Here is a 25,517-nt window from a genome sequence, read left to right as displayed (position 1 = left end):
CCGATTGCAGTCGCAATCTCACTTTTGCTAGGGCGTGGAACATCCGTGCCAATTCCGGCCACGGACTATCAATACAAGTAATAGTCCTGACTCCCTGCGAAAGTACTACCAATGATATCATGCTTGCCCCTCAATCTAGCTCCTGGATAGTACGTTAGACCAAAAGTACGAGACAATTACCAGCGGATCTCGCAGATAATTACTAGGAACCATCGGGACTTACTGTCAGCAAAACGAGTAAGCAGAACCGCGTCCTTATAGGGCTTTCGTCTGTAGGGTAAGGCGTTGGTCCCCAGTGACTAAAGCCCAAGTTTCGGCCAGATGTCGTCGATACGTCTTATCACGTCATCGGCCATGCTGATCAACTTGGGATAGGGTCGGCTGAACCCATTTTCGCCCGGCCATTTGTGCGTGCAGTCAAAGCCGATCTTCCCTCCGAACCCTTCCTGAACGGCCGCGTGGTCGAGTTGGTCTACCGGCCCTTTGGTAAGCAGGTGGTCCCGGCCTGGATCACAGTTAGCGCCGATCCGGAAAAGCACTTCGCCGATGTCGTGGACATCGACGTCTTCGTCAAAGACGAAGACGAACTTCGTGAAGGCGAGGCCCCCGAGTCCCCAGATCGCGTTCATGACCTTAAACGCGTGGCCAGGATACTTCTTCCTTATCCGCACGAAGGCCATGTTGTGGAAGGTGGCCTCGACTGGAAGGTTCATATCGATAACCTCGGGAACGGTGAGTTGGATCATGGGGAGGAAGACTTGCTCGACCGCCTTCCCCATCCAGCCGTCCTCCATTGGTGGGCGACCGACGATCGTCGCAGGGTAGACGGGCTTTTCGCGCATCGTGACGCAGGTGACGTGCAGCACCGGGAAGTCCTCGGCGAGCGAGTAGTAGCCGGTGTGGTCGCCGAAAGGGCCCTCGAGCCGGCGCTCGCTCGGATCGACATAGCCCTCGATGACGATCTCGCAGTCGGCTGGGACGGCGACGTCCACGGTCTTGCACTGCACAAGGTCGACGCGTCGGCGACGCAGGAAGCCGCAGAAGAGCATCTCGTCGATGCCGGGCGGAAGCGGGGCGATGGCCCCGAAGGCGTAGACCGGGTCTCCCCCGAGCGCGACGGCGACATCGATCCGTCTCCCCTTCGCGCCCGCCTCCTCCATATGGCGCATGCCGGTCTTGTGCATCTGCCAGTGCATGCCGCACACGTCCCGGCCCTGAACCTGGACGCGGTACATGCCGACGTTGCGGCGACCGGTCGAAGGGTCGTGGGTGAAGACCATCGGGAGCGTGATGTAGGGGCCGCCATCCTCGGGCCAGCAGGTAAGAACCGGTAGCTTGGTGAGGTCGATCTCGCCCCCCTGCAGGACGACCTCCTGGCAGATTCCGCTCTTGACCCGGCGGGGGGGAACGTCCTTCAGTTCGGCAAACGTTCGCTGGGCAAACCTGAGGGCGTCGACGGGGCTCTTCGGGATATCGGGCTTGAGCAGAGCCGCGATGCGCTCGGCGTGCTCCGTGTAATCGTCGCAACTCAGAGCCATGCTCATGCGTCGGCGGCTGCCCATGGCGTTGATGCTGACGGGCATGGGGTAGCGGAGGAGGTTGGGGTTGGTTGGGGTTTGTTCGGGTTTGGGGAAGCCTTCCTCATCCGAACCCGACCCCGAACCAACTCCCGACCAACCCCAGCTCCCCTCGCGATGGATCGACGGCCTTCCCATCACCGCACTCGTCGGATCCGGCGTGCCGATCCGCGGCGGAGGGCCCACGACGTTCTCGAACAGCAGTGCCGGGCCGCCTTTCTTCATGACCCGGTCGGCGATCTCCGTGATCTCAAGGTGGGGGCTTACGGGTTCGGTGATCCGCTTCAGCTCGCCTGCGGCGGCGAGGGTGTCGAGGAAGTGCTGGTAGTCGCGGTAGGCCATGCGGCTGCCGCATTCTACGCAAGCAGAGTCGCGGACTCTCCGGATAGCACCTCACGGTGCCACCTTCGTGCGGACCTTCCCAGGCAACAAGCGCGCTTTAGTGCGGTGTCGGCATTCTGCCTTCCTTGATGATCCTTAGGTGCATCTCAATGGCCGGAAGGTTCTTCACGAAATAACCGCGGACGTCGTCGTTCTTTAGGACCCTGCTGTTCTTGGTGTAGACCTTCACGTCCCTCTCGTGGTCTTTTCGCATTTCGGCGCGGTAGGCGCGGTCAAAGGCTGTGCCAGAGAGTTTAGAAAGCCGGTTGTAGACCGCCTTGTGCTTTGCCGAAATGTCGCGCGGAAAGCTTAAGGAATACTCCCTCTCAATCCTTTGCAGTTCGGCGTAAGCCGCACCGTGGTCGCGGACCATCATTCTGCCGAAGTCTCTAACGAACGCGGAACTTCCCTTTTGTTGGGCAAGCTTGCCGAGCCTCACCTCAGCCATGTTGCCCTGTGCCGCCTCCATGACGGCTTTCCGGTCAGCGGGCGGCAGGGTCTGCCGGGTCTGGCCCTCGGGCACGAATGGGCTGGTCAGGGCGAGCGCAAAAAGGAAAACGGTGTGCTGCATTTGTCAACCTCGTGAATCGGTCTAAATGCAGAGGACGCGCCACAGGGAATAAGCCCTAAGACCGGCTGCCTTGCCACGGCACGCCGTCGAACTTAGTCGGCCTTCCCATCGTGCGCCACCACTGCCAGAGGTCTTGCACCGTCGCCTCCAAAGTCCTTGGACGCAGACCGGCCGCCACGGCCCTCTCGTTTGGAATGGTCAGCATCGGGTCTGCCGAGCCGTCGCTCGGCAGCACCATCGGAAGGTCCGCGTCCCCTTCCGCCCTTGGCGTGAAAATCTCCGAGGCTGAGCCGAGCGCGGCCCTGGTCCGTTCCAAGGCCTCGAGGAACGCGAGCGAAGGGGCGGCCGCGTTATAGGCGCCCGTCGTGCCCTGCTCCACCATATGGAGCATGAAGGCGCCAAGGTCGCGCGCGTCGATGAACTGGAGCGGCGGCGAGGATCCGTCCCCGCGCAGGGGCAGGGTCACGGGCGCGTTGCGGCCGATTCGGTCCACCCAATAGGTGAAGCGCTCCGTGTGGTCATACGGGCCCACGACGAAGGTGGGACGGACGATTCCGACTTGCCCAAACCCGGCCAAGGCGGCCTCCTCGCACAGCGCCTTGAGCCCGCCGTAAGTCTCCGCGTCGACCACTTCGCCGGCAGGATCCTCGACTGTGGCCAGAGGCGAAGTTTCGTCCACATGCCCCGCGCCCGTCGCATAGACTGAGACCGTGGAAACCTGCAGGTAATAGGGGGTGCAGTCCGCCAGGGCTTCGGCTGCCATCCTCACGGCGCGGGGCACATACGCGCTGACGTCGACCACCGCGTCCCACTTCCCCCCTTCCAAGGCGGCTAGGCTCTGCAGCCTATCCCCGAGGACGTGCTCAGCTTCCGGGAAAAGGTCGGCGCCTGTCTTCCCCCGGTGGAACAGCGTGACCTCATGAGAGCCGGCCAGCGCGGCCTCGACGAAGTGGCGTCCGACGAACTGGGTTCCGCCAAGGACCAGGAGGTTCATGGGATAAGTATGGGTTAGCCGGGTTCTGGCTGGGGCCGACGGCCCTGCCAATGAAGTCTGGCCGGTGAACGGTTTTCGGGCGGCATCGTCCTTGGCCGATAAGGAGAATGACCATGACCCGACGCAACGGACTCCTCTTCGCCCTGGTGGCGTGCCTCGCCTTCGGCCGGGCCTTCGCGACCCAGGTTGAGCCCACGACCCGATCCGTCACCTATACGCTTAACGGGCGCGAGTTCACCCGCTACTTCGAGCTCTCGCGGACTGAGGGTGGAGCTTTGCGGGTGATCGAGACCACCGGACCTGGCGGCCAGCAGGTCACGGCCACGGAAAACTACGCCCGCACAAGCACGGGCGCCACGCGGCACCGTACGACCACCGGCCCCAACGGAAGGTCCGCTACCTCCGATAGCGAGTGGATCATGAACGCGATGGGCTACACCAAGGTCACAACCGGCACCGGCCCGCGCGGCGGCAATTGGAGGTCCACCAAGGTGGCGACCCGCACGGGTGAGGGCAGTCGGACAGTGGAGAACACGGTCATCGGGCCGGACGGCGCGGTCTACACGGTTAACCGGCAGGGACAAAGGACGGAGAGCGGCTGGAACAGCGACGCCGTCATCACGGGGCCGAACGGCGAGGTCGTGACGCGGAGCGACACGTGGCAGAAGACGGGCGACAACTCATGGACTCGGAAGACCACGACCACCTTCCCCCAGGGAGCTAAGACAGTCCGCACGCGGGACGGCGAGCGTGACGGCAGCAACGTCAAGATCGAGCAAAAGCGGGACCGGTCTGGGACGAAGCCAATGGCGGCCCCGAGCCAAGCGGGCAAATCTAAGGTCAGGGCAATGGCGAGCGTACCAAAGGCGGCGCGACAACCAAAGCGCAAGGGCTAAGGGAAAGGAAGGGGCGGGCATGGTGCCCGCCCCTATTTGTGGGTTCAGCTGGTGAGGGCCGCGTTTATCTGGGACTGGGTATCGACCAGCTTCTTGAACGTGCCGTTCTTGGCGAGCAGCTCTTCGTGGGTCCCTTCCTCGCTGATGGAGCCGTGCTCCAAGACGAACAGCCGGTTGGCGTTGCGCAAGGTCGAGAGCCGGTGGGCGATCGCGAACGTCGTCCGGCCCGCCACAAGGTGGCTGATCGCCTCTTGGATCTGCTTCTCCGTCTCCACGTCGACGCTGGAGGTCGCTTCGTCGAGGATCAGGATCTTCGGGTCGTGCAGGATGGCGCGAGCGATGGAGACACGCTGACGCTCGCCTCCGCTCAACCGGCCACCCCGTTCTCCGACGAAGGTGTCGTAACCGTCCGCCTTCGAAAGGATGAAGTCGTGGGCATTGGCCGCTTTGGCGGCGACCATGATTTCCTCGAACGTCGCCCCGGGCTTGCCATAGGCGATGTTCTCGGCGATCGTCCCGTTGAAGAGGAACGGCTCCTGCAACACGATCCCGATCTGCTGACGATAGTCTGAGAGGTCGAGGTCGCGATAGTCGACGCCGTCGATCTTGATCGACCCCACGTCCGGCTCGTAGAACCGCGCGATGAGGTTGATGGTCGTCGACTTGCCCGCGCCAGAGTGGCCGACCAAGCCGATCATCTCGCCCGGCTTGACCTTGAACGAGACGCCCTTGATCACCGGGTTCGACTTGTCGTAGCCGAAGCGGACGTTCTCGAACTCGACCGCGCCGACGATCGGGCGGACAAGGCCGCTCTTGGTCTCCGGCGTCATGTCGAGCACCTCGAAGACACGTTCGGCACCGGCCATCGCCCGGCTGAACCAGTTGTTGATCTGGGCGAACCACTGCAGCGGCCCGTAGATCATCTGCAGGTACAGGTGGACCATGAAGAACTGTCCCAGCGTGAGCTTGCCAGTCATGGTCAGCCAGCCGCCATATCCCCAGTGGATGAGCGTGCCGAGCGCGACGCAGAACGTCATGAGTCCGAAGCTCGTGACCCAGGTCTGCTCGGAGCGCATGGCCGCGTCCCGCCATTCGTGGTTGCGGCGGCGGAACCGCTCGTACTCGTCGTTCTCCTTCACGAAGGCCTTCACGACGCGGATGCCGTGCAGGCTCTCGTTCAGGTGCATATGCAACCGCGCCATCTTCTGGCTGACGCGGTGGAACATGTTCCCCAGCCTGCCCCAGAAGGCGAAACCGATGCCCAGCATGAGCGGGATCGGGGTGAGGATGGCCAGGGCGAGCGCCCAGTTCGTCAAGAGAAGGAACACGGCGACGCCGACTAGGATCAACAGGTTGATGACCAGGTAGGGCAAACCGTCGACCAAGAAGAACCAGAGTCGCTCGGTGTCGTTCGTGACGCGGCTGGCGATGGCGCCGACCGGCTTCTTGTCGAAGTACTTCAGGTTGAGGAACTCGACCGCGCGGTAGACGGCGCTGCGCAAGTCCGCGCTGATGCTGGCCGCGAGAAAGGCGTTCGTCCGTCCGCGCCAAACGTCCAGCACCGTGGCGACTGCGATGATAAGCAGCCAGAGCCCGATGTCGCGCACAAGCAAGCCGACGTCCGCTCGTCCGAACTGGAACGAGTCCACGATGTGGCGCTGGATCTGCGGCGGCACCAGGTTGATGCCGGTCTGCACGACCGCCACCCCGGCGAGGGTGAGGGCTTGCTTCTTATAGGGGCCGAGGTATCCGGCGACGCGCAAGAGCGTCTTGCCTCGGTTGATGCAGCTCGGGCAGACCCCGTCCTTCTCCGGGAGCAGGCGGCCGCACTTCGTGCACCGGGTCTGCTCGGGGTTGAGGTTGATGAGCAGCTCTTCGCCCTTGGCCAGCTGTTCGATGCCGCGTGCGGCCTCGCTGAACTGGTGAGCGTGGCTGAGGGAGTAGGTGACGGCGGGGATCTCCTCCCCCGTCTTGGTTCGGAGCAACAGGCGGCCGCCGCTCACGAGCGGTTCGTGGCGGGCGGTCGTCAAGTCGGCGATAGGGACGCGGAGAAGTTCCGCGCCGCCGGGCAAAGTGACGGCCACCGCCTCTCGCGTGACGACGAGGCGGCGGACGCCATAGTTCGCGTCTTCGGTCAGGTCCGCGTCCAGTTCTATGAGCGGACGCGAAGGATCGGAGACGCCTTCTTCAATCAAGGCCGTCGGGAAACTCATGCTCTGTGTTCGACCGTCCCGTTCAAGCTATGCGACGGGACGCAACGTCAGTTCGACGCTGGTTCGGGGGCTTCGTCTTTTCAGGGCCGCGTGACACGCGCGGGAAGCCGGAGAGCGGACTGAAATGGGCGGCGCAGGGGCGGCATCCTGCGGTGTCTCTAGTATGGCCGGGCTCTCGGCCCGGCCTAGGCCCCGGTGCGACATCGCCCGCAGGAGCGGCGTGTCGGCCCAATGCGATCTGTCACCGACTCAAGGTGCCGCGCCCGCGAATCAGGAGGACCGCACCGGGGGCATGGTCTTGCCCCAGGAGAGTTCGAGAAGGAAGGCCCGGGCGGCTTCAGCGTTGCCCGCATCGCAGAAGTCCTTAAGCTCGGCGAGTTGGTCGCGGAGCCAGAGCCAATCGACCGGACGCTGGTGCGAGACCCGGCTGATCTTTTCGTAGCCGCTGGGCACGATGTTCTCGGTCTCGTAAGAAAGCTCTTCGTGGATCTTCTCGCCGGGTCTGATGCCCGTGTATTTGATCTCGATGTCGTGCCCCGGCACCAGGCCGTGGAGCCGCACCATGTCCTTCGCGAGTTCCACGATCGAGACGGGCTCGCCCATGTCCAGGATGAAGATCTCGCCGCGGTCGCCCATGGCGCCAGCCTGAAGGATGAGCTGCACCGCTTCGGGGATCGTCATGAAGAACCGGGTCATCTGCGGGTGGGTGATGGTGATCGGCCCCCCGGCCAGGATCTGCTTCTTGAGCACCGGCACCAGCGATCCGCGCGAGCCCAGAACGTTTCCGAACCGCACTGCGGCGAAGCTCGTCTCGCTGCGGGAGGCGAGCGCCGAGATGATCATCTCCGCGACCCGCTTTGTGGCGCCCATCACGTTGGAAGGGTTCACCGCCTTGTCGGTCGAGACCAGGATGAACTTCTGCACCCCGTTGCGGATGGCGAGTTCGGCCGTGTTGAGCGTCCCGAACACGTTGTTGCGCACGGCTTCGATCGGCACCGCTTCCATCAAGGGGACATGCTTATGGGCGGCTGCGTGGAAGACGACGGTGGGCCGATGGACGCGGAAGTGCTCCTCCATCGAGGAGGCGTCCCGGACGTCCGCCACGATGGGGATCGGCTGGAAAATGTTGCCGTGGCGCAACTCTTGGTCGATCTCAAAGATCGAGTTCTCGCCCTTGCCGATGAGGACGAGGCTCGCCGGCGAGAGCTGGGCGACCTGGCGGGCGAGCTCGGAACCGATGGAACCGCCCGCCCCCGTGATGAGCACGCGCTCGCCGCTCAGGTACCGCGCGACGGGTTTGGCCTCCGGCATCGTCGACTCCCTTCGAAGCAGGTCGTCCACGTTGACGTCCTGCAAGAGCGGCAGTACGCTCGTCCCCCCGCGGACGAAGCGCGAAAGGTTCGGGAGAGTGCGGACGCGCGCCTTCGTGTCGTTGCAGAGCGCCGTGATACGCCGGATCTCCTCGGCGGAGGTCTCGGGGAGGGCGATGAGGAGGTCGTCGATCTCGTGCTCTTCGGCCAGGAGTCGCAGACGGTTGACGTCGCCGAGGACCGGGACCCCGTTGATCGTGGTCTCGTGCCGGCGGGGATCATCGTCCAAGAACCCGACCACGGCGTACTCGGGCGGGTCGAGTTTGGCGATCTCGCGCAGGAGCGACTCGCCCGCGTCCCCCGCGCCGACGATCATGGCGCGTCGAAGACGGCCGCCAAGTTTGGCTTGGATGGCGGCGAGGGTCCTGGAGGCGACCAGCCGCTGATAGATCCGCACCATGGCCAAGAACCCCGTGACCATGAAGCCGAAGAGCACGGGGCTCGTCCACGGGTTGGTCTCGGGCGGTAGGCCGCCAAGGGACACAAGCCCGCGGAGCGCGACCGCCAAAAGGGTGCCGACCAAGGCGATCCCGAGGAGGTCGTGGACGCCGACGTAGCGCGGGTTGATCCGGTAAAGGCGGCGCCACGCGATGAGGGCCACTGCGAGGGCGGTGATCGGTGCCCCATACCGGGTTATGTATCCGGCCAAACCTTCAGGATATCGAAAGTTCTGGGAAAGGCCGATACTTAGGCAGAGGGCAACGTTAGTAAGGATGAGGTCTGCCGCGACAATTGCGGCAATACTTACCCACCTCGGACGTTGCCTGACCGATCCAGTCTCGCCTGACATCCTTGCCTGCCAACCCAACTCGCCGAAGGTGCAATCCGTGGCCCTCTCCCGGCGCTAGCCATTCTACCTAGGGGCGGTCCAAACCTAATCGAACAGACGGTCGAAGAAATAGACCGACTGCAGGATCCTAAGCAAATCGGCCCAATCCGTCGTCTGCGTCTTGTCGAAATAGACGACGTCTCCCGGCTGGAGGAGAGGGTTCTGGTCTCCCACACCGTCCCGCAAATACCGGTCCAGGTCATACCTATGCCCGGCCAGGTGACCAAAGGAATCGGCGCGCACCACGACAGCTCGGCGCAGTGTGCCGCGTTGGTTGAGACCGCCCGCCAAGGCGAGGGCGTCGTCCAAGCGGAGGTCGCGCGCGTCGGGCATCGGGAAGCGCCCGGGCCGCAGCACGAACCCGAGGACGCGGATCTGGCGCTGGTTCTCGGGGACGTATATGAAGTCGTTGGGCCGCACCTGGGGCCCGACCTTTGCCTCGCCCCGGGCGAGGTCGCGAAGGTCGTACTGAGTGGCTTCGCCGTTCCGAAAGACGAGGACGCGCTCCAGGCTGCCCTCTGCTTGGACGCCGCCCGCCGCCTCTATCGCCTGGCCGACCGTCGCCCCTTCCCGCAGGTTGAGCAGGCGGGCGTTTCCGACCTTGCCCCCCACCGTCACGTTCACGAGCGCGGGATCGAGGACTGTCACGCTGTCGCCCGCCGAAAGCACTAAGTCGTCGCGCTTCAGCGCGTCGCTCAGGCTCATGGTCATCGATCCGCCTTTGGTGCGGTACTGGACCGACATATCCTGTTGCAGGTACGAGCGCTCTTCGAAACCGCCCGCCTTCGCGATCGCTTGCGAAACCGTCCCGCCAGGCCGCAACCTCACCTCTCCCGGGAGCTTAACCTGGCCCAAGACCCAGACCGGCACATCCGCGGCAGGGAGGAACGAGACCACGTCCCCCGGGGTAAGGGGCGCGTCGAGGTGCTCGTTCCCGGGGGTGAAGAGCTCCTTCAGGTCGATCGGCCTCGAAGGTTCGCCCGGGCGGTAGAGTCTCGCGTCGTAGGTGTCGAGCCCGGCAAGGTTCGGCACCGAGGAGACGAGCTGCCGCAGGGTGAGGCCCTGGCGCCAGGTCACGGGGCCGGTCGGGATGTTTTCGCCGACCATATAGACGAACCGCTCGGCCTGCTCGGTGAGGACGAGCGACACGACCGGGCGCCGCACGTATTGTCTCACCTTCACTTCCACCGTGACGCGCGCTTCCTCGATCGTCATTCCCACGACCTTCACCGAACCCGCGACGGGAATCTGGATCGTGCCGTCGGAGGCGACGGTGAAGTCACCGCTGTACTCCTGAAGACCTGCCGTAACGAGCTTTAACTTGTCACCGGGCACGATTCGCACGGGCTGAGCGTCTTGAATCAGCGACGACCCCGCAACGATGGCGACCAACACGACACCGAGCACAAGCGACAGGATACCGGGGCCCCAGTGCGCGTCCCGTACAAAAAACAGCATGGGCGATAATGCTTCCCGTCCCCGCGGGGCCACCGCCTCATGAGCTTGGGCCGTCAAGTCGTCGTCGTCGTCGCCGTTTCCGGTGTTGCAGCCGCGCTGGCCTATCTGTTCACGGGCTTTCTTCCCAGGGTCTATCAGAGCCAGGCTTCGCTATTCTTCCCGGCGAGTTCCAGCGCGCCCCAGTTGCTGCTGAGCCAGACGATCTCCTCTTCCCCGGCCAACGCAGGTGACTCGCCGCTCTATGCCGCGCCGGGCGGTCTTTCCTCGCCGGTCATCGGGAGCAGCCCACAGACCGCGATCGGCATCTTGAAGAGCAAGACCTGCCGCCTTTTCGTGGTCGATAAACTCGAGCTCGACAAGGCGTGGAAGCTCTCGCGCATGGACGCCGCCGCCGAGCTATCTGACAAGGTCGGCATCCGCCAGGACGAGAACGGCATGGTCAACATCTCGGTCCAAGTGGAGTCTCCGGCGCTGGCCCAAGAGATCGGCAAAGCCCTCATCGGGCACCTCGATTCGGAAGGTGTTCGGCTCACCTTGAACCTGGGCGCAAAGAACCGCCAGGTGCTGGAATCGCGGGTCAAGGAGGCCGAGCGAGTGGTGGACCGCTCTGAAGACAGGCTGACTCAAGTGATGCGCGAGCATCCTTATACAGACCAGGACGCGCTCCAAGAGCTTTTCACGACTTCACTCAAGAACCTCGTGGAGGCGCGGGCCGCCCGCGACGCGTCGCAGCAGAAGTTGAGGGAGATCGAATCCACGTTGCGCCGGGCGATGGAGACCAAGGACAAGGAGGAGGCGCTACAGGCTTTGGGCGGCCAAGCCGGGCTCTCGCAGGCGATCAATAGCCTGGCCGCAGAACTGACGAAGCGGCGAATCGCGCTGGAGGACGCAAAGAAGACCTTTACGGAGCAAAGTCCAGAATTCAAGGCGGCGGTCGATTCCGCAGAGGCGGCGAAGATCACAGCCGAGCGGACTGTCGATCAGATCAAGATCGGGATCGACAAGCGGTTCGTCGCGCCCATCGCGCTCGCGGAGGCGGACTTCGCCGCGCTCGACCAGGCCGTGAAGACCTACGAAGCGGCCCTGAGCCAGTTCGAGGCGATGCTGAAGCGAGCTCCGTCTGACGCGGCCGCCGTCCAGCGGGCCAAGGCCGACTTTGAGAACGCCATGCGGCTGCTCGCGAGCAACCGGATCGGTTTGGAACAGGCGCGCATCACGGAAGAGCGCGACCCTGCCCGTTACCAGGTCATTGATCCGCCGGACGAAAACCCGCGGCCCGTGGCGCCTCGCCGTGGGCTGCTTTCTGGCGCGGTCGGCGCGCTCGCGCTCGCGCTAGGCTCGTGGTGGATCCTGCGGAGCCGCGTCGTTTACGCGGAAGAGTGACCATGGCCGCCCTCTGTTTCGTCGTCGCCGGCCTGCTTCGCCGCCGGGAGAAGGCGTAAGGCACCGCGAGTTCGATCGAAAACCGGGCCGCCAGATCTTGGCAGCCCGGTTCATTTTTTGAGTCTGCCCCTCGGACGCCGGGCCGGAAATTGGCGGGCTCCGTCATAATGCCTTAAATGGCGGAACTCGCCGAAGTTTGGTCGGAGACCCTGCCGGATATCCGGAGGGCGGTCACGGGGGTCGGAGTTTGGGCCGCGCTTAACGCGGCAAAGCCTGTGGCGCTGGAGGACGGCGTCCTCGTACTTGGTCTTCCCCCTACCGAGACCGAACTTGCGGGCCACCTTCGCCTCCCGCAGACACGGCGTCTTATCGAGACGGAAGTCGGCAAACTCGTCGAGTCTGCCGTGACCCTGCGCGTCATCGAGGGCACCACGCTTTCCGACTGGGAGACGGAGAAGAAGCGCGACGGCGAAAAGCGACGGCTCCAAGAACAAGCGATCGCCCGGGCGAAAGCCCAGGTGCAAAGCTCTTCTAGTTGGGAAGGGATCTACGAGCAGCTGAGCCGCAAGTACTCAGAGACGCCCAACCGGTCGCTCCCTCAGAACCGGGCCCGGTTCTTCTTGGACGCCGTCGATATCGTGGCGAACGCCCTGCTCGATACGCCGATCACGGACGACCTTGCCGAAAGGAACTTCGCGCGCTGCATCGAGCGCATCAGCCAATACGCCGAGATTCCCAGCACCCTGGTCGCAGTGAAGGTCATGGAGAAGTCGTTCGAGGGGTGATGGGCGGCCGGGGCGAAGTTATCGTGCTGGGATCCGGCACGAGCAACGGCGTCCCCTCGCTGGGCAAGCACTACCCGCCCCACTTCCTGGCGAATCCGAAGAACCACCGGACGAGGCCCTCCATCGTCATCTGCGGCCCCACGGGCAACGTCCTTGTGGACTGCGCTCCGGAGCTCCGGCTCCAGATGCTGCGGGAGCAGATCTATGACCTTGAGGCGGTCATGATCACCCACACCCATGCGGACCACGTGATGGGCATGGACGACCTCCGGTCGCTCTGCCTGAAGTACGGCCGAGCGATCGACATTTACACGGCGCCCCAATACCAAGAGGACATCCGCCGACTCTTTCCCTACGCCTTCGAAGACTTTCCCCCCGGCATCTTTGTGCCGCGGTTCGAACTGCACGACGTGCCGGACGTGGTCTCGCTCGGGGGCCTCGAGATCGAGACTCTGTGGGTCGAGCACGGCCCCTTGCCCGTCCTGGCGCTGCGGGTCGGCAACTTCGCCTACGTCACCGACGTCGGACACATCCCGCCGCAGGCTTGGAAGCGGCTACTCGGCCTGGACGACCTTATCCTCGACGCCGTCCGCTACAAACCGCACCCAAACCACTTCCACTTCGAGAAGGCGGTGGAGGTCGCCCAAGAGCTGGGGGCAAAGCGGACCTACTTCACCCATTTGAGCGACGACTATGACCACGATGAGGTCGAATTGGGACTTCCGGCCTCAATTCGCCTGGCCTATGACGGCCTTCGTCTAATGCTTTAGGGCCCAAACTCGGAAACCTGACGAATTACTGGATATCTTGGCTAAAGAAGCCGGGGCGTAGTGCCGAGAACTCATGTGGTGAGGATCCCGAATTGAAGCGGAAGCCCGTGCCCCTTGCGACCCAGCTCGCTTCGGGCCTCATGGCTTTGGCAGCGTTGACGGCCTGCCTCATGTCGGGGGTCGACCCTGTCACAAGCCTTGTTCGTGGAGGTATCGCGTACCTAGTGGGAAGGTCATTGGCTGGGCTCTGGTGCGCCCTTTTCCCTGCTTCGGACGTCGATACGGTCGTCGAACTTGAGGTTCTGAAGCCGGGGGCCACCGAAGTGTCGGACGAAGAGAAGGCTGCGGCCTAGGGGAGGACATCATGGCAATTTCACATGACCAGTTGCAGCGGGCTTGGGTCGAGTACAAGGTGTACAAAGACCAGCGGGCCCGCGACGAACTCATTAACCACTATTCCTATCTCGTTAAGATCACCTCCGGGCGCCTTGTGGCGAACGTCCCCGGGGGCCTGGACCGCGAAGACCTCGTGAGCGCCGGGGTGATCGGCCTCATTAAGAGCGTCGACCAGTACGACCCCTCCCGGGACGTCAAGTTCGAGACTTATGCGATCGCCTTGATCCGCGGCGCGATCCTAGAGATGCTCCGCGACGAGGACTGGGTGCCCCGCTCCATCCGCGAGAAGCTGAAAGGGCTCGAGCGTGCGCAGCACGCCCTGGAGACTCGGCTGGGCCGACCGCCCACGGTCCGCGAGATTAGCGACCACATGGGCCTGTCGGAGTCGGAAATCAGCGACCTTATGGTCCGCATCAGCCGCACCGGCGTTTATAGCCTGGACGACGTGGTGGGAGGCGGGCACGACGGTGAGGACCACATCCACTTCATCGAGATGATCGTGGACGAGGACGCGAGCCCGTCCGGCGAGGTCGAGGGCAAAGAGCTTCGCCGCATCCTGGCAGGCGGTGTCGACCACCTGCCGGATCGCGAACGCCTCGTGGTCGCGCTTTACTACTTTGAAGGGCTGACCTTCAAAGAGATCGGCAAAGTCCTCGGCGTGAGCGAAAGCCGGGTCTATCAGCTGCACACCCAGGCGATGGGACGGCTCCGCACCTACATGCGGGACCACGGCGCCGCCCAAGTGGCATAAGATTCAAACGGCAAAAGATTCCGGGCACTTGAAGCCCTCCCGGCGGTGTTGAACCTCCCGTCCCCGGTGCGGGGGCTAATGGGCGGGTACGATCTCGCCGACTCAAGAATTCGACGAGCGACGAAATATGATGACAAGGACGAACTCCCTTCTGGTTCTGGGCGCATTTGCCGCCCTCGCACTTCTCGGGGGGTGCAACAGCGGTGGCGGCGGAGGGGAGACTCTCGCGACTGTCGAAGGCGAGCCAATCACGATCGACCAGTTCAACTCCTACCTCGGCGTCAAGCCGACGGCCCGCGTCTTCGTGCAGGGCCAGGTCGTTGAGCTCCCCGTTTCCGACACCCTGGCTTTCCAGGCCATGCAGGACTTGGTGTCCCGCACCGTCCTCTTCCAGATGGCGAAGGACGAGAACATGATGCCTTCCGAGCAGGACGTGAACGCCGAGCTGGAGTTCCAGAAGAACCTCGACCCGAACTTCATCCGGAACTATCAGGCACGCGGCATGACGATCGGCCAGATCCGACAAGAAGTCATGTTCAGCTTGGTCCAAGAGAAGCTCATCACCAAGGGCATCCAAGTGACGGACGAAGAGGTCGAGCAATGGCTCAAGGAGAATCCTCGGGCCTTCGTCGATCCCGCCAAGGTCGAGATGAGCTGGATCCTCGCGACGACCCCCACCGAGCGGGACGAAGCGGACAAAGCGCTGAAGTCCGGCCAGTCCTTTAAGGACGTGGCCGTCCGGTACAGCAAGGCTCCTAGCGCGGCCCTCGTCGAGGGCAAGTACCTGCCGGAGCGCGGCCCACTGCCTATCGAGCGCCTAGCCGAAAACCTCCGGTCTCAGGTCGAAAAGACCAGCCAGGGGCAGGCGACCGATTGGATCCGCTTCACCGAGGGTTGGGCGAAGTTTTACATAGACTCCAAGAACCCGGAGAAGGAGATCGAAAAGACCAAGGAGCGACTTGAGAACGTCAAGCGCAGCCTCGCCCTCCAAGAGGGCAACAAGGCCAACGACCTCCGCACCAGGCTCGTGGACCGCGTCCGCCAGAGCAATATCGAAGTCAAGCGCGAATCGCTCAAGGAAGCTTGGAAGCGCTTCGCCGACCTGCTGAAGGCCCAGGCCGACCAGGCCGCGAACCAGAAGTCGGGCTCGACGCCGGCAACGGGCACCACGGGCGTCACTCCGAAGGACGACTCGGCCATCCCTGGGACCGGCGGCTAGAGCCGGCCAGTCCAGCGACAGAGAAAAACGGCCCCCGGCTTCCGCCGAGGGCCGTTCTCATTTACGCCTTCTCTTCATAGAACCTGCGCAGCCCGGTTCCGAGCTCCAGGATCTCGCTTTCCGTCATCTCGTTGGTCTGCACGTAGTGTTGCAAGTCGTTCTCAAGGTGGTCAAAGGCAGGCGCCGACCACGTGCCCAACGGCTTCTGGATCGAATCGAGCTGGACCAAGGAGATGCGGTAACTGTGGTCGTGCTCGATGCCTTCCATCCACCGTACGCCCCGGTTCAGGAGGTCGTGAATCGACGTATAGACACCTGCAACCGTCGAGCACCCGCATTCCCCCACCTGCTCGGTGACCCAGTAGAGTTTTCGAAACTTCATTGTTCCCAGGTGCGGAGGGTACCAGGATCGAAAACCAGTCCCGTCACGCCGTCCAAAGGAAGGGCTCGGAGTCCGTCAAGACCTTGCCGTGCTCCTCGATCGCCCGCAACATGTATTCGGGGAGGGTGAACATCGCGGGGAAGAACCGCGGGGTGGCGTAGCGGTTGGCGACTCCTCGTTGGCCGAGCCTTGCCGCAACCTCGTCCACGCTCAGTGCGGCCGGGTCGTGCCTCTTGCTCGCGAGGATGAAGCCCCAGGGCATCTGGAACGTGGTGACCAACCCGTAGTAGCCGCGGACGAAGGCGAAAGTGTCCGTCATCGAGCCGAGGGTCGCGTGGATTTGGGCAAACAGGTAGGGATAGGTCTCGTTGCACGCTCCGGACTGGAGCACGAACACCCCGTCATCGCTCAACGCCTCCGCGATGTGCTGGAAGTACTCCTTGGTATAGAGCATCCTCGCCGGCGAACCTTCATGCGGGCCAGGCAGGTCGCTGAGGATCACGTCGTAACCATAACCCTTGTGGTCCTCGACCCATTTGCGCGCGTCTTGGTGCACCAGCGTCACACGGGGGTCGTCGAAGCAGTCATGGTGCCACTCCTTCATGTGCACCTTCACCCACTGGATCAGTTCCTCGTCGAGGTCCACCATGTGGGCCTCCTCGACCGTGCTGTGACGCAGCGCCTGCCAGAGCGTCGCGCCCTCGCCCCCGCCGCAGACCAGAACCTTCTTCGGGTTCGGATGCGTGGTCATGGCAGGCTGGACCATGCTCTCGTGGTAGACGTATTCGTCGAGGAGGCTCGACTGGATCTTGTAGTCGAGGAAGAGCGTCTTGCCCCAAACCGGGATGTCGACGATCTGGTACTGCTGATACTGGGACTTGCCTTCGACCAGGAATCGGTCGACGCTGAAGAACCACGTGACGCCCTCGGTGTGCGTCTCCGCAATGAACATTCCTGTGCTCTGACTGAAGAGGCGCTCGCTCATGGGACGCGACATGATACCGGCTCCGCAGCCCGCTTCTCCGATGCGGCCTGATGGCTTGTGCGGGTCAGGAGGAGGGCGAGCCGGACGTTGCGGGCAGGCCGTTTGCGCGACTATTTGGGCGAAAGCCGCACGCCGGGAAAGACCACGGTCACTGCGTCCATCACCTTCAATTCAACGGCCTTGACGTCCTGCCTCCCCACTCCTTCGAAGACAGCTTCGACTTCTACCCAGCCAGGGCGGGCCTGAATGCCCTTGCCGGTGTGCGTCCCCCTAAGGGTTCTCCCGTTGTTCAGCACCACCTTGAGGGTCGGAAAATCTCGCTCGCCGAGGAACAAGTTGACCTTGACAAGAAGGCCCTCGGCCTCTTCTTTCGCCGTCACGAGTTCCACCTTGCCCTCGGTGAAGTCTTGCGTCCATTTCTCGGTGGCGAACGGATAACGGGCCACGCACCGCTCTTCAATTGGCACACGAACCCTCAGGTCTAGCGCCCCACGGTCCCTCGGCGAAAAGGCGAGGGTGGCCCGGCCGACGTCGTCTGACCAGCTGTACGTCGAGGCAAGAGTTGGCCCGGTCTGCTCGGTCCGCTCAAAGTCGAGCGCCTTCTCGATTTCTTTCTGCGGGCCCGTGACGTCGAAGTGGGCATGGACCGCTTCCGTCCCCTTTTCCGTCAGTGTGTGGCCCTCCGGTAGGTCCGGCAGCCGCTTGCCGTCGGGCGCCCAGACGGTCACCACGTCCCCGCTCCCCGAACTGAGAGCGACCAGTTTGACGGTCTGGGTCCCTCCTTCTTGGAAGGCAAAGGTGTTCGCTGGCAGGGTCACGACGCGATGGTCTGGGAACCACTCCGTGCGATCCTGAATGACCAACGTGCAGAGGCACAAGAGGACGGGCAACACCCCCTATTCTGACGCGGAACCGTCCCTTGCGGGTTCGTCAGGCGCGCAAAGGCTCCGGCACGAGGGCAAAGCCCGCCCGGGGAGCCCGGGGGTAGCTTCAAGCCATGCTCATCTTGGCGCTCTGCGCCTTAGGTTCCCATGCCAGCCCGACTGTCGCCGATTGCTCGTGCCACGCCTATTTGCCCGAAGGGCCCCAGGAGGCGAGACCCATGGCCGAATGGCCGGATAACAAGCCCTGGAAGCCGGACGCCAAGGAAACCCACCTTAAGAACATTCGCCAGCTCACCTTTGGCGGCCAAAACGCAGAGGCCTATTGGAGCCTGGACGGCCGTCAGATCACTTACCAGACCCGGCAGCCTGGGTACCCGGACGAACAGATCTTTACGATGGACGCGGACGGTTCGAGGAAGGCCCTGCGCTCTACCGGGCTCGGACGCTGCACTTGCAGCTACTTTTCGCCGGATGGAAAGTGGCTCTATTTCAGCTCGACCCACGAGCGCAACCGAGGGGCGCAACAGGCGGTCGATATGAGCAAGGGCTACGTCTGGCGGGTGAACCCCGACTTCGCGCTCTACCGTGTCTCGATGACGGCGCCTTCAGGGCGCGCCCCGGAAGCGGTCCTCAAGAAGAACGGTTATGTGGCCGAGACGACCATCTCGCCGGACGGCAAGTTTATGGTCTTCACCGGCGACTTCGAGAACGACATCGACATCTACCGGGCAAACCTGGATGGCACCAAGATCAAGCGCTTGACCAACGCGGTCGGCTATGACGGCGGCCCCTTCATCAGCTGGGACGGCAAGAAGATCGTCTACCGCAGGGGCCCGTTGACGAGCCAGGCCGAGACCGACGAGTACAAGAGCCTTCGCGACCAGCACCTTGTCCGGCCCTCGCGAATGGACGTTTGGATCATGGACGCGGACGGCCGCAACAAGCGCCAGGTCACGCGCCTGCCGGGCGCCTCTTTCGCGCCGTTCCTGCTGCCGGACGGCAAGCGTATCATCTTCAGCAGCAACCACCACGACCCGCAGGGCCGCGAGTTCGACCTCTTTGTGGTCAACGTTGATGGAACGGGGCTGAAGCAGGTCACGTTCACGCCCGACTTCGACGGCTTTCCGATGGTCAGCCGGGACGGCAAGCGCTTGATTTGGGCTTCGAACCGCCACGGGTCCGTTCCCCACGAAACGAACATCTTTGTGGCCGACTGGGTGGACTAGGCGCGGCTCCGCGCCTTCGCGTCACCCCATTGCCGGGGGGCGACAATGACATACTCCCCGCGTGGCCGTGCCGCGCGGGGAGTATGGTTGTAGAGAGGCCTGGTCAGGCCTCGACTTCGCTCTGGACGCCACGTCGGACGACCAAGAATTTGATGCGCTTCGGTTGGAAGCGCTTGCGGAGCACTTCGACCGCCTGATCGACGTGGACGGTGCCCCCGCAATAGAAGAGGTCGACGGCGGCGTAGCCGTGCTCCGGCCAGGTGTGGATCGTGTAGTGCGACTCCTGGATGATCACGGCGCCGCTCACGCCCCAAGGCTTGAACTCGTGGAATGACTGCTCGACGACGGTGGCCTTGCTTTCGACGGCGGCGGAGCGCATCGCCTCGCCGACGACGGACTCGGTCTTGAGCGTCTCGGGGTCGCAGCCGAACAATTCGACCAAAAGGTGGGACCCGAGCGACGGCATTTCGCCGGGCTCGAAGGGCAGCCCTTCGCTGTCCTTGCCGAGCCATCCTCGGAAGTCCTCCTCGTTCTCGCTGTGGATCAAGTGCCAGCCGGCGTCGTTCTTGATGCGCGGCGGCTCGGCGACGATATCGCGGCGGTTAAAGCGGCGGGCGAATCGGTCCAGCCACGAAAGGGGCCGGGCCGAAAGCGGTGCGAGCGCGGCCATCAGGCACGCGCTACCCAGGATGATAAGAGTGGTAGCCAATCAAGTTTTCCTCGTTTTTCCGTCATGCCGGAAGAACACGAGCCCCTTCACGGCGGTACCGAACAGCGAGACGGATAGCCTGCGGGCCGTTCGTGTAACCCGCCATGCTGAGGAACCGCCGTACGTCACGCACCAGTCCACTCAACCTGCCCCTCCTCCGGTAAACCAGGAAGGAGGCGTTCCGCTCTTGGCGCCGGCTACCGGGAAAACCGATGGCTTGGGCGCAGTGCCGCATGATACCGACCCGCATTTCCCATGTCAACAACCTTGGGAAAAATGGTCGAAAATCCTGCGACGTCCCCATTAGAACGGCAACTTTCGTGCCGATGTTCAGCGTACTGGGCCCGGGGGCCCAGGAGCCCGGCTCCGGCCGGCCCACGCGCCGTCAGGCCGGAATGGCCGTGTCTTCGTCGAGCCTTCCATCCCGGATTCTAATGATCCGGTCGGCCTTCTGAAGCATCTCGGGGTCGTGGGTGACCATGACAAGGCTTCCCTTGCCCCGCAGGGCGACGAGCATATCGACCACGGCATGGCCGTTCTCGTGGTCGAGGTTGGCGGTGGGCTCGTCGGCAAAGACGCAGCTTCGGTCGCCAAGGACGGCCCGGGCGATGCACACCCGCTGGCGTTCCCCGCCGCTCAGTTCGTGGGGGAGCCGGTGGCTCTTGTGGGCGAGTCCCAGGGACTCTAGCAGTTCGATCGCTTCCTTCCGTCGCGGCGGGCCCGGCGTGCCGACCACGATGTTCTCCAGGGCGGAGAGATAGCCCAGGAGGTACGGGTACTGGAAGACGAAGCCGAACTCGGTGAGGCGGAGGTTGGCCCGCTGGGACTCGGACATCTCGGTCAAGGACCGGCCCTTATAGCGAACGTCGCCGCTCGTCGGCACCTTCAACGCGCTCATGAGATAGAGCAGCGAGGACTTGCCGCTGCCGCTTGGGCCCAGAATGCCGAGGAACTCGCCGTCCCGCACTTCGAGGTCTAGCTCGCGGCAGGCGAATATCTTCCTCCCCTGGTCCTTATAGACCAAAGAGGCGTTGCTGACTTCGATCAAGCGAGCCTCCTCTCGACGATGCTCACGGGGTCGACATGGCGGAAACGGGCCACGACCGAAAAGGCAGCGGCCAGGAAAATGGCCGCCGGGACGGGCAGCGTGTAGCTCAACGCGGCCGGATCGGAGGGATCCAGCATAAAGGCTCGGGGATCCATCAGGATGCTCTTAACGATTTGTAACAATCCAAACGCGCAAATGACTCCAAGGAACCATCCAACCACCACAACAAGGGCCGTTTCTCCTAGCGTCCGGCGCAAAAGCCACTTCCGCGTGTAGCCCAGGGCCTGCAACAGGCCGAACTCTTGAAGCCGCTGGGAGTGATAAATGTTGATCAACATGGCCATCATGATGGTGATGACGACGACGAGTAACCCAATTACGACGTTCAGGATCGAGTAGAGGATTCTGAACATCTCGTCGGTTTCGCGTTCCAGTCGGAAAAACGCGAAGACCCGCGCCCTCTCCCCTTGCAACCGGTCGAACGCCCATTTGTCGAGCCTCCCCTGCTGCTTGGGGTCTTTCGCCATGACGATCATCAGATCGATGGGCGGAAAGTGGTTCGCGCGATGATACTCAATGGGCACCAAGATCATCCAGGAGTCCATCTGGGCAATGCCGACCACGCGGACTTCCTTCGGCGAATAGGAGTCCGGATTGTCCGGGCCGAGGATGGTGTCGCCCATTTTAAGCCCTAGGTTCCGAGCGACCGGCTCGCTGACGACCGCCTCCGGCGCCTCGCCGCCCATTGGGAGACGCCCTTCGATTTTCGCCCCGCCGAGGCGGTCGATGTACCGGGTCATGTCCTCATGTCCAAGCCCAAGGACCACGAAGCGCCATGGCCCGACGATGCTCTTCACCTCGCAGTCGCTGGCCCTGCAGACCATGATGGGTTCGATCGGGACGGGCGCCTCGCCTTCGATGATGGAGCGCAGGCGCGGCGTGAGGGCGTTGTCGCCCCGCGGCGAGACCCCGAAATAGTTGCGGCTGTAGCCGTAGGTCGTCCGGATCGAGAGCGGTATCGAGTTCATGATGGAGACGATCCCCGCGATCAGCATCACGGCGAGCACGATGACCGCGACCAGCGGCGCCGTCTTGGCGAAATTGCGCCGGAGGAAGACGGTCGGCGAGAGGGGGTTCGCCTTGGAATACTCGACTTGGTCGGCCGCCGGTCCCTCTGCGCTCTGCTCCTTAACCGCCATCCGCCGCCTCCCGGTCGCGCCGATAGCGCAGGAAAAGCTCGTCGCCCACGACGTGGGACTCGACGAGCCGGAAGGCCAAGGTCTGGCGACCTGGCAAAGGGTCGCCGTCGGCCATGGTCGGAACGTCGCGACCCAGCTTGACCTTCGGCGCGACCGTCCAAAAAACGTCGTCGATCAGGTCCGATTCGAAGAGGCTGGCATTCAGCTCGCTGCCCCCCTCCACCAGAAGGCGCCGGATTCCGAAGCGGCCCACCATTTGGTTAAGCAGCGCATTGAAGTCGACCGTGGCGCCTGGGCTCTCTATCCGGTTCTCGCGGCCTTGCCCACGGCCCGCCGGCGTCACGATGAACGCCTTGTCCGGCGCGTCCGTGAAGAAGCGGCCCGTCTCGGGCACGACGCCCGATCCGCTCACAACAAAGCGGTAGAGGTGCCCCCCGTACCAGAGCCCGGGGGTCGCCCGCAACGAGCCCGCACCGATCATGACGGCGTCGGCCTGGCCCTCCAAGAACCGCATGGTCGCATGGTCGACGGCGCTGCCGAGGTCCATGACGTGCTCGTCTCGCGGACCGGTGAGGATCTTTCCGTCCATGGTCGTGACCATGTTCAGGAAGACGTAGGGCCGGTCTGCGGGAGGATCGGGAAACGAGAGCCCTTCGTACACGGGATTGGCTAGGTTCGAGGGCATCTCGTTAAGACGTCGGGCCGACCGAACGGCCGGGCCACGATCATCTTTATGATTCGAAACAAACCGGAGTTTGTTGTAACAGGCCCAACGGCCCTCCCGCTAGGCGGCTTTCTGCGCTTCGGGCCGGCCGGTCTCGGAGAGGGCGACGGCGAGGAGCTCCTGGTAGGATCTGCCCGCCTCCGGGGCGAACGCGTGGCCGACGAAAACCGAGATGCCACCGATCGGGCCCAGGCGCGAGGCGACCCACTGCTGGCATCGCGCCTCGATCCTCTGACGGACGACGATGGCGTTCGCACCCGTCAGCGGGAGCACGATGCCAAAGCCAGTCTTGTCATATCGGCACACAACGTCCAGTCCACGGACACAGGCCTTGAGATACTCCCCCGCGTCCACAAGGAAGTCTCGGACGCTGTCATCGCCATAGAACGAGCGCAAGGACTCAAGGCCGTCAAAGCGGACGATGATCGTGGCGACCTCGCCTTCGCCGGCCGCCGCCCGGTGCGCCTCTTCAGTCAGGCGCCCCTTGAAATAGTGGCTCGAATAGACCCCGGTCTCGGGGCATAGGACGTCCTGGGCGTGGTCCGACTCCGGTCGCAGGGCGCGGTCGGCCCGCTCCTCGTTCGTCAGGATCTTGCGGAGCTTGGAGACAGACTGGCGCAGAATGTGTGAGACGTAGTTGCACGAGATGCCGAGGTCCGTCGCGATCTCGGTCTGGCTCAGCCCGTCGAAGTGGAACATGACGAGGACTTCGCGTTCAAGCTCTCGGAGCTGGCGCATGGCCGCTTCCAGCACGACGCGGTCTTCGACCGGCACAGGGTTGCCGCCTCCCGATTCGAGCTTATCGAGGTCGCTGTCGCCTTCCTCGTCCTCAAGGATAGGAGTGTCGAGCGAGGCAACTCGCAACAGGTCCTGCGCCGCCAAGACTTCCTGCACCGCTTGCTCGCTGACCTTGCAATGGTCGGCGATCTCCCGATGGGAGGGCACCCGCCCATAGCGGGCTTGCAGCTCGATCGAGGCCCGGTTCAGCCTCTGGCGCAGCTCCTGCACCCAGGCTGGGTGGCGGATCATCTGGGTCTTGTCGCGGAGATAGTGTTTGATCTCACCGGCGACAAGGTGGGTGGCGTAGGTGTTGAACCTCACGCCCTCCGAGGGGTCGAACTTGCTCAAAGCGTTGAGCAGTCCGATATAGCCGACCTGGACAAGGTCTTCGAACGGTTCCACTCCGCTAAAGCGGCGCGCGATCCGCTCGACCATCGTCGAATAGTGGACGATGATGATGTCCTTCATGTCTGGCCGCGGGTCAGCGACATAGTCCTTGACGAGGCGTTCTCCGTCAACCCGGCTTTGTGCGATAGATTCCGACATTCTTCGTTCCTTCGATCAGTCGTTGTTTGTCTGGTCAGGGGGGCGCAGTCAGTCCATCCTTGGACTAGAAAGCATCCCGGACAATGCGAAACTGTTTTTGTACTTGGCGACCGCCGTCAGGGCGGATTATTTGTCCACGTTATTCACGATCGAGAAGATCGGGGTCATAACGGAGATGGCGATGAAGCCGACGACGCCACCGAGGAAGATGATAAGCATAGGCTCGATCATCGAGGTCAAGCCTTTGACCGTCGATTCGACTTCTTGGTCGTAAAAGTCTCCGACCTTCACGAGCATGTCGCTGAGGCGGCCCGATTCTTCGCCGACGTCGATCATGTGCGTGACCATGGACGGGAAGAGGCCGGACTCGGCCAGCGGAGCGCTGAGTTTGCGACCCTCTCGGATGCTCGCCCTGGTGTCGTCGATGGCCTGCGCCAAGACGGCGTTCGCCAGGGTCTCTCCAACGATCTCCAGGGATCGCATCATAGGGACGCCGCTATTGATGAGCGTGCCGAACGTGCGGCAGAAACGGGCCACGCTCATCTTGAGCGTAAGCTCGCCGATGATCGGCAGTTTGAGCTTGAAGAAGTCGAGCTGGTAGCGCCCTTTCGGCGTGGCCCCCCAGATCTTGATGCCGACGATCACACCGCCGATCGCCAGCAGGATCACCCACCAGAAGCCGGACATGAAGTCGCCGATGCCGAAGAGCATGGCGGTCATGGCGGGCATCTCGACGTTCATGCCTTTGAAAATGTCCTTGAACTTGGGAAGCACGAAGCTGAAGAGCACGAAGAGCATAAGCTGCGAGAAGCAGAGGACGAGCACGGGGTACATCATCGCGCTCTTGATCTTGCCCTTGACCTCCGCCTCGTACTCCAGGAAGCCGCTGAGGCGGTCAAGGATCGTGTCCAAGATGCCGCCGAGCTCCGCCGCCCGGATCATGTTCACGTAAAGCTTGTTGAAGACGACGGGGTGCTTGGCCATCGCCTCGTGCAAGGTCGCGCCGCTCTTCACGTCGGAGCGGACCCCTTCGAGCGCCTCTTTCAGCGTCGGGTCTTTCGTCTGCGAGGTCAGGATGTCCAGGCAGCGCAGGATCGGGATGCCTGCGTCGATCATCGTGGCGAACTGCCGGGAGAAGACGACCAGAGCCTTCGGCTTCATCTTCTTCTTGCCGAACTTCATGCCGGCGCCCTTCTTCGTCTCCCTGAGGTCAAGGATCTGAAGCTGGCTCTCGCGCAAGTTACTCAGAACAAGGGCTTCGTTCTCCGCCTCCATGACGGACTTGACTTGGCGACCGTTCCGATCTACCGCAGTGTAAGCATAGTGTGGCATCTTGCCGTGCTCCAGGGTGCCGTCCTGGCCACCCTTTCCCAACAAGGATTGTCGGAACCTCTGGAGCCGCTTCCCCAGGGCGGATTGCTAGATTCGCGATCTTGGAGAA

Annotated in this window: 23 protein-coding genes; 8 read left to right on the top strand and 15 right to left on the bottom strand. The window is 63.2% G+C overall.

Annotation, left to right across the window (positions count from 1 at the left end; translation table 11 throughout):
- Positions 1–299 precede the first annotated feature (299 nt).
- From KF733_05305 to KF733_05295, 3 genes are all read right to left on the bottom strand, one after another.
- On the bottom strand, positions 300–1,919 hold the full coding sequence (locus KF733_05305; protein QYK56899.1) for a menaquinone biosynthesis decarboxylase: 1,620 nt from the start codon (positions 1,917–1,919) through the stop codon (positions 300–302).
- A 97-nt stretch (positions 1,920–2,016) separates the two neighbouring features.
- Entirely contained in the window at positions 2,017–2,529 is a 513-nt protein-coding gene (locus KF733_05300; protein QYK56898.1) for a DUF4142 domain-containing protein, read from the bottom strand.
- Positions 2,530–2,584: 55 nt separating this feature from the next.
- The gene (locus KF733_05295; GenBank protein ID QYK56897.1) at positions 2,585–3,523 is read right to left on the bottom strand and encodes an NAD-dependent epimerase/dehydratase family protein; all 939 of its coding nucleotides are present in this window, start codon (positions 3,521–3,523) and stop codon (positions 2,585–2,587) included.
- 113 nt (positions 3,524–3,636) lie between these two features.
- Here KF733_05295 and KF733_05290 point away from each other — a divergent pair, with 113 nt between their 5' ends.
- Positions 3,637–4,419, top strand: coding sequence for a hypothetical protein (locus KF733_05290; GenBank protein ID QYK56896.1), 783 nt, complete (start codon positions 3,637–3,639; stop codon positions 4,417–4,419).
- Between the two features lie 44 nt (positions 4,420–4,463).
- Here KF733_05290 and KF733_05285 read toward each other — a convergent pair whose 3' ends face one another.
- The 3 genes from KF733_05285 to KF733_05275 all read right to left on the bottom strand — a co-directional run bounded on the left by KF733_05285 (position 4,464) and on the right by KF733_05275 (position 10,289).
- The gene (locus tag KF733_05285) at positions 4,464–6,632 is read right to left on the bottom strand and encodes an ABC transporter ATP-binding protein (protein QYK56895.1); all 2,169 of its coding nucleotides are present in this window, start codon (positions 6,630–6,632) and stop codon (positions 4,464–4,466) included.
- 270 nt (positions 6,633–6,902) lie between these two features.
- A complete protein-coding gene (locus tag KF733_05280) occupies positions 6,903–8,651 on the bottom strand; it encodes a polysaccharide biosynthesis protein (GenBank protein ID QYK56894.1) in 1,749 nt (582 codons plus the stop codon).
- A gap of 225 nt (positions 8,652–8,876) precedes the next feature.
- Positions 8,877–10,289 (bottom strand): SLBB domain-containing protein, encoded by a 1,413-nt coding sequence (locus KF733_05275; GenBank protein QYK56893.1) that lies wholly within the window; start codon positions 10,287–10,289, stop codon positions 8,877–8,879.
- Positions 10,290–10,328: 39 nt separating this feature from the next.
- Between KF733_05275 and KF733_05270 the strand changes: the two genes are divergently transcribed.
- The 6 genes from KF733_05270 to KF733_05245 all read left to right on the top strand — a co-directional run bounded on the left by KF733_05270 (position 10,329) and on the right by KF733_05245 (position 15,593).
- A complete protein-coding gene (locus KF733_05270; protein QYK56892.1) occupies positions 10,329–11,672 on the top strand; it encodes a hypothetical protein in 1,344 nt (447 codons plus the stop codon).
- Between the two features lie 176 nt (positions 11,673–11,848).
- A complete protein-coding gene (locus KF733_05265) occupies positions 11,849–12,457 on the top strand; it encodes a hypothetical protein (GenBank protein QYK56891.1) in 609 nt (202 codons plus the stop codon).
- The gene (locus tag KF733_05260; GenBank protein ID QYK56890.1) at positions 12,457–13,227 is read left to right on the top strand and encodes an MBL fold metallo-hydrolase; all 771 of its coding nucleotides are present in this window, start codon (positions 12,457–12,459) and stop codon (positions 13,225–13,227) included. Before KF733_05265 ends, KF733_05260 begins: the two co-directional genes overlap by 1 nt.
- Before the next feature lie 92 nt (positions 13,228–13,319).
- Entirely contained in the window at positions 13,320–13,580 is a 261-nt protein-coding gene (locus tag KF733_05255) for a hypothetical protein (protein ID QYK56889.1), read from the top strand.
- A gap of 11 nt (positions 13,581–13,591) precedes the next feature.
- Positions 13,592–14,374, top strand: a complete 783-nt coding sequence (locus tag KF733_05250; GenBank protein ID QYK56888.1) for a FliA/WhiG family RNA polymerase sigma factor — start codon at positions 13,592–13,594, stop codon at positions 14,372–14,374.
- A 130-nt stretch (positions 14,375–14,504) separates the two neighbouring features.
- On the top strand, positions 14,505–15,593 hold the full coding sequence (locus tag KF733_05245; GenBank protein QYK56887.1) for a SurA N-terminal domain-containing protein: 1,089 nt from the start codon (positions 14,505–14,507) through the stop codon (positions 15,591–15,593).
- Positions 15,594–15,654: 61 nt separating this feature from the next.
- Here the strand turns inward: KF733_05245 and KF733_05240 are convergent, their stop codons facing one another.
- The 3 genes from KF733_05240 to KF733_05230 form a co-directional block, all read right to left on the bottom strand.
- Positions 15,655–15,975, bottom strand: coding sequence for a hypothetical protein (locus KF733_05240; protein ID QYK56886.1), 321 nt, complete (start codon positions 15,973–15,975; stop codon positions 15,655–15,657).
- Positions 15,976–16,018: 43 nt separating this feature from the next.
- The gene (locus tag KF733_05235; GenBank protein QYK56885.1) at positions 16,019–16,960 is read right to left on the bottom strand and encodes a hypothetical protein; all 942 of its coding nucleotides are present in this window, start codon (positions 16,958–16,960) and stop codon (positions 16,019–16,021) included.
- 110 nt (positions 16,961–17,070) lie between these two features.
- Positions 17,071–17,850 (bottom strand): hypothetical protein, encoded by a 780-nt coding sequence (locus tag KF733_05230; GenBank protein QYK56884.1) that lies wholly within the window; start codon positions 17,848–17,850, stop codon positions 17,071–17,073.
- A 107-nt stretch (positions 17,851–17,957) separates the two neighbouring features.
- On the opposite strand from KF733_05230, the gene KF733_05225 reads away from it, so the two are divergent.
- A complete protein-coding gene (locus KF733_05225; protein ID QYK56883.1) occupies positions 17,958–19,070 on the top strand; it encodes a PD40 domain-containing protein in 1,113 nt (370 codons plus the stop codon).
- A 103-nt stretch (positions 19,071–19,173) separates the two neighbouring features.
- On the opposite strand, the gene speD is transcribed toward KF733_05225, so the two are convergent.
- The 6 genes from speD to KF733_05195 form a co-directional block, all read right to left on the bottom strand.
- On the bottom strand, positions 19,174–19,779 hold the full coding sequence (speD, locus tag KF733_05220) for an adenosylmethionine decarboxylase (protein ID QYK56882.1): 606 nt from the start codon (positions 19,777–19,779) through the stop codon (positions 19,174–19,176).
- 385 nt (positions 19,780–20,164) lie between these two features.
- Positions 20,165–20,827: an ABC transporter ATP-binding protein gene (locus KF733_05215; GenBank protein ID QYK56881.1), complete on the bottom strand. Its 663-nt coding sequence runs from the start codon at positions 20,825–20,827 to the stop codon at positions 20,165–20,167.
- Positions 20,824–22,026: an ABC transporter permease gene (locus KF733_05210; protein QYK56880.1), complete on the bottom strand. Its 1,203-nt coding sequence runs from the start codon at positions 22,024–22,026 to the stop codon at positions 20,824–20,826. Before KF733_05210 ends, KF733_05215 begins: the two co-directional genes overlap by 4 nt.
- On the bottom strand, positions 22,016–22,687 hold the full coding sequence (locus KF733_05205) for a RibD family protein (GenBank protein ID QYK56879.1): 672 nt from the start codon (positions 22,685–22,687) through the stop codon (positions 22,016–22,018). The genes KF733_05210 and KF733_05205 overlap by 11 nt, the downstream gene beginning before the upstream one ends.
- Before the next feature lie 123 nt (positions 22,688–22,810).
- The gene (locus KF733_05200) at positions 22,811–24,076 is read right to left on the bottom strand and encodes a sigma-70 family RNA polymerase sigma factor (protein ID QYK56878.1); all 1,266 of its coding nucleotides are present in this window, start codon (positions 24,074–24,076) and stop codon (positions 22,811–22,813) included.
- Between the two features lie 126 nt (positions 24,077–24,202).
- Positions 24,203–25,450 carry a type II secretion system F family protein gene (locus KF733_05195; GenBank protein ID QYK56877.1) on the bottom strand — a complete coding sequence of 416 codons (1,248 nt, stop codon included), beginning with the start codon at positions 25,448–25,450 and terminating at the stop codon, positions 24,203–24,205.
- Positions 25,451–25,517 lie beyond the last annotated feature (67 nt).

The organism is Fimbriimonadaceae bacterium (assembly GCA_019454125.1).
Lineage (GTDB): Bacteria > Armatimonadota > Fimbriimonadia > Fimbriimonadales > Fimbriimonadaceae > JALHNM01.
The sequence above is the reverse complement of the archived record's forward strand: the minus strand, read 5'-3'. Positions and strand labels throughout refer to the sequence as shown.

Coding starts and splice junctions, on each gene's coding strand:
- KF733_05305 (QYK56899.1), bottom strand. CDS start 1,919: ATGGCCTACCGCGACTACCAGCACTTCCTCGACACCCTCGCCGCCGCA.
- KF733_05300 (QYK56898.1), bottom strand. CDS start 2,529: ATGCAGCACACCGTTTTCCTTTTTGCGCTCGCCCTGACCAGCCCATTC.
- KF733_05295 (QYK56897.1), bottom strand. CDS start 3,523: ATGAACCTCCTGGTCCTTGGCGGAACCCAGTTCGTCGGACGCCACTTC.
- KF733_05290 (QYK56896.1), top strand. CDS start 3,637: ATGACCCGACGCAACGGACTCCTCTTCGCCCTGGTGGCGTGCCTCGCC.
- KF733_05285 (QYK56895.1), bottom strand. CDS start 6,632: ATGAGTTTCCCGACGGCCTTGATTGAAGAAGGCGTCTCCGATCCTTCG.
- KF733_05275 (QYK56893.1), bottom strand. CDS start 10,289: ATGCTGTTTTTTGTACGGGACGCGCACTGGGGCCCCGGTATCCTGTCG.
- KF733_05270 (QYK56892.1), top strand. CDS start 10,329: ATGAGCTTGGGCCGTCAAGTCGTCGTCGTCGTCGCCGTTTCCGGTGTT.
- KF733_05265 (QYK56891.1), top strand. CDS start 11,849: ATGGCGGAACTCGCCGAAGTTTGGTCGGAGACCCTGCCGGATATCCGG.
- KF733_05260 (QYK56890.1), top strand. CDS start 12,457: ATGGGCGGCCGGGGCGAAGTTATCGTGCTGGGATCCGGCACGAGCAAC.
- KF733_05250 (QYK56888.1), top strand. CDS start 13,592: ATGGCAATTTCACATGACCAGTTGCAGCGGGCTTGGGTCGAGTACAAG.
- KF733_05245 (QYK56887.1), top strand. CDS start 14,505: ATGACAAGGACGAACTCCCTTCTGGTTCTGGGCGCATTTGCCGCCCTC.
- KF733_05240 (QYK56886.1), bottom strand. CDS start 15,975: ATGAAGTTTCGAAAACTCTACTGGGTCACCGAGCAGGTGGGGGAATGC.
- KF733_05235 (QYK56885.1), bottom strand. CDS start 16,960: ATGAGCGAGCGCCTCTTCAGTCAGAGCACAGGAATGTTCATTGCGGAG.
- KF733_05225 (QYK56883.1), top strand. CDS start 17,958: ATGCTCATCTTGGCGCTCTGCGCCTTAGGTTCCCATGCCAGCCCGACT.
- KF733_05210 (QYK56880.1), bottom strand. CDS start 22,026: ATGGCGGTTAAGGAGCAGAGCGCAGAGGGACCGGCGGCCGACCAAGTC.
- KF733_05200 (QYK56878.1), bottom strand. CDS start 24,076: ATGTCGGAATCTATCGCACAAAGCCGGGTTGACGGAGAACGCCTCGTC.